Source organism: Saccharomonospora halophila 8 (assembly GCF_000383775.1).
GTDB classification, from domain to species: Bacteria; Actinomycetota; Actinomycetes; order Mycobacteriales; family Pseudonocardiaceae; genus Saccharomonospora; species Saccharomonospora halophila.
Window position 1 is genome coordinate 98,511 of record NZ_KB912483.1, and the last position, 2,928, is coordinate 101,438.

General features: G+C 72.4%; 2 protein-coding genes. One reads left to right on the forward strand and one right to left on the reverse strand.

Features of this window, described 5'->3' with window-relative positions; translation table 11 throughout:
* On the forward strand, positions 1–2,108 hold a 2,108-nt coding region (locus SACHA_RS0101895; protein WP_083935749.1), incomplete at its 5' end, for a serine/threonine-protein kinase.
* A 4-nt stretch (positions 2,109–2,112) separates the two neighbouring features.
* On the opposite strand, the gene SACHA_RS0101900 is transcribed toward SACHA_RS0101895, so the two are convergent.
* Positions 2,113–2,928 (reverse strand): metallophosphoesterase (locus SACHA_RS0101900; RefSeq protein WP_019806761.1); only part of this gene is annotated, 816 nt, incomplete at its 5' end.

A 2,928-nucleotide genomic window follows, 5' to 3' on the forward strand; every position in this document is an offset into this window, starting at 1 on the left:
CCGGGACTGCGGGGCGGGGCCCGCGCCGGACGTCGTCCCGGCGGTCGCGCCGGGGACGGCTGGGTGCGGGGCTGGTGGACGTGCCGCAGGTTCCCTACCGCGATCCGGCCGAAGCCGTGCTCGCGGACCCGATGGTGGCCGAGTCGAAACGCTGGTGCGGCAACTGCGGCGCGAAGGTCGGCCGCGGTACCGACGGCGGCCCGGGCGCGCCCGAGGGCACCTGCGCGGCGTGCGGCACACCGTTCTCGTTCCTGCCGAAGCTGCGCCCGCACGAGATCGTCGGCGGCCAGTACGAGGTGATCGGGGCGCTGGCCTACGGCGGGCTCGGCTGGATCTATCTGGCCTCCGACCACAACGTCAGCGGGCGCTGGGTCGTGCTGAAGGGACTCATCAACACCGGGGACGCCACGGCGGTGGCCGCGGCCGTCAACGAGACCCGGTTCCTGGCCGAGGTCGAGCACCCGAACATCGTCAAGATCTACAACTTCGTCCAGCACCCGGACCCGGACACCGGGAACTCCGTCGGCTACATCGTCATGGAGTACATCGGCGGGCAGTCGCTGCGCCAGCTCGCGATCGCCCACCACCGGGAGAGCGGACGCGCCGAACCGCTGCCGGTCGGGCAGGTCCTCGCGTACGGGCTGGAGATCTTGCCCGCGCTCGGGTACCTGCACAGCCAGGGCCTGCTGTACTGCGACCTGAAGCCGGACAACGTCATCCAGACCGGGGACCAGCTCAAGCTGATCGACCTGGGCGCGGTGCGCCGGATGGACGACTACACCAGTCCGCTGTTCTTCACCAGCGGCTACAGCGCCCCGGAACTGCCCACGCGGGGCGCCTCGGTCGCCTCCGACCTGTTCACCGTCGGTCGCACGCTGGCCGTGCTCAGCTTCGAGTTCACCGGCTACACCGGCCGGTACAAGACCACCCTGCCCGCGCAGGACGACGTCGGACTGTTCAAGCTGTTCGACTCGTACTACCGCTTCCTGCGCAGGGCCACGCACGCCGACCCGGACCGCCGGTTCGCCTCCGCGGAGGACATGGGCGACCAGCTCGCCGGGGTGCTGCGGGAGATCATGGCCCTGGGCACGGGCACCCCGCGGCCGGGCGCCTCCACGGTCTTCGGCCCGGAGACCAACACCTTCGGCGTCGAGCTGGTCGTTCCCGAACACTGGCAGCAGGTTCCGTTGCCCGATCCGGGCGAGGTGGTGGCCGGCCTGCCGATCCCGCAGGTGCACACCGACGACCCGGGCGCCGGGGTGCTGGCCACGTTGCTCTCGGCGGACCCGCGCACCGCCATCGCGGCCCTCGCGCACGCCCCGCGCGAGTCGATCGAGGTCCGCCTGCGGATCGTGCGGGCGCGCATCGAGCTCGGCGAGCTGGCCGAGGCCCACCGGCAGTTGCAGGCCGCGCAGTACCTCGCGATCAAGTCGGGATTCCCGCACGACTGGCGGGTCGACTGGTACCGCGGTCTGATCGAACTGGCGGGCGGACGGCCGAGGGTGGCGCACGTGGCCTTCGAGACCGTCTACGACGAACTGCCCGGGGAGATCGCGCCGAAACTGGCGTTGGCCGTGAGCGCGGAGACGGTCGGGGACTACTTCAAGGCCGCCCGGCTGTACGAACTCGTGTGGCGTACCGACCGTTCCTACGTCAGCGCCGCCTTCGGGTTGGCGCGGGTGTACCTGGCGCAGGGCGGCAGGCAGTCCGCGATCGAGGTCCTGGAATCGGTGCCCGCCTCCTCCACCCACCACACCGCCGCACAGGTCGCCGCGGTGAAGATCAAGACGCGGCAGGTGTACGGCTCGCAGCAGGTCACCGGGTCGGACCTGGTGGCCGCCTCCGACCAGGTGGGGCGGCTGAGCCTGGACGCCGAACGCCGGACACGGCTGGAGGCCGAGGTGCTGGAGGCGGCCTTCGAGTGGACCCGCGCCCACGGTGTCGCCGACCCGCACACCACCGTGCTGGGGTGGCCGCTGACCGAGCGGGACCTGCGGTTCGGTCTGGAGGACCGCTACCGGACGCTGGCGCGGCTGGCGGGTGACGCACAACGCCGGATCGAACTGGTGGACCGGGCCAACGCCGTCCGGCCGCGCACGTTGACCTGAGCCGTCAGCGCGCGCGGCGCCGCGCGCGCAGTTCGACGATCGAGATCTCCGGAGGTGCGCCCACCCGGACGGGTGGTCCCCAGAACCCGGCACCACTGGTGACGTACAGGTGCGTGTCGCCGCGCCGGTACAGCCCCGCCACGGCGCCCTGCTGCAGCGACACCGCCACTTCGAACGGGGTGAGCTGGCCGCCGTGGGTGTGTCCGGCGAGCATCAGGTCCACCCCGGCGTCGACCGCGTCCGTCACGTCGACCGGCTGGTGGGCCAGCAGCACGACGGCACGGTCGGGCTCCCGGCCCGCCAGGGCCGCACCCACGTCCCCGGGGTCCTGCCAGCGGTAGCCGGTGTGGTCGTTGATGCCCGCGAGGTCGAAGCCGCCGCCACCGGTCTCGATCGGCACGTGCGTGTTGCGCAGGGGTCGGATCCCGAGCGTGGGCAGGTGTTCGATCCACTGCCGGTAGCCGACGTAGTACTCGTGGTTCCCGGTGACGTAGAAGGTGCCGTGTCCGCTGCGCAGATCCGCCAGCGGTGCGGCCGCCCCGGCCAGATCGGGGACGTCCCCGTCCACCAGGTCGCCCACCAGGGCCACCGCGTCGACCCGCTCGGCGTTGACCAGGTCCACGACCCGCCGGGTGTACGACCGGCCGATGATCGGGCCGAGATGCAGGTCGCTGACCAGGGCGATCCGGAAACCGTCCGCCCGCGGGTCGAGGCGGGCCACGGTGACCGGGATCCGGGTGACCGCGGGCGGGCCCGTCGCCACCGTCACGCCGTACCCGACGAGGCCGGTCGCCACGGTGCCGACGAGCGCGGCCGAACC